The organism is Pseudomonas sp. 2995-3, assembly GCF_002742565.1.
Taxonomy (GTDB): domain Bacteria; phylum Pseudomonadota; class Gammaproteobacteria; order Pseudomonadales; family Pseudomonadaceae; genus Aquipseudomonas; species Aquipseudomonas edaphica.
Map to the genome: position 1 here is coordinate 1 of NZ_LJSB01000216.1, position 335 is coordinate 335.

Below are 335 nucleotides of genomic sequence, written 5' to 3' on the forward strand. Positions count from 1 at the left end.
GATATATTAATTGTTGAAGGTATCAATGTGCTTCAACCTCCAAAAGTTTCAGAGGGAAAACAAGTGGATCAATTAGCAGTATCTTATTTCTTTGACTTCTCTTTATACGTGGATGCTGCGGAAAAAAATATATTCCATTGGTACGTAGAGAGATTTAAGATTTTAAAGGACACGGCTTTCCGCCATCAAGACTCTTATTTTAAAAAATATGCAGGCGTTGATGACCAAGAAGCTTTCGATATAGCAAAGGGAATTTGGGATAGAATTAATAAGGTGAATTTATATGAAAACATTTTGCCAACTCGTTATCGCGCAGACTTGATTTTATATAAGGG

General features: G+C 34.6%; 1 pseudogene. It reads left to right on the forward strand.

Annotated elements, in window-relative coordinates:
* Nucleotides 1–335, forward strand: a pseudogene (locus AOA62_RS19510) (type I pantothenate kinase); the annotation flags it as partial.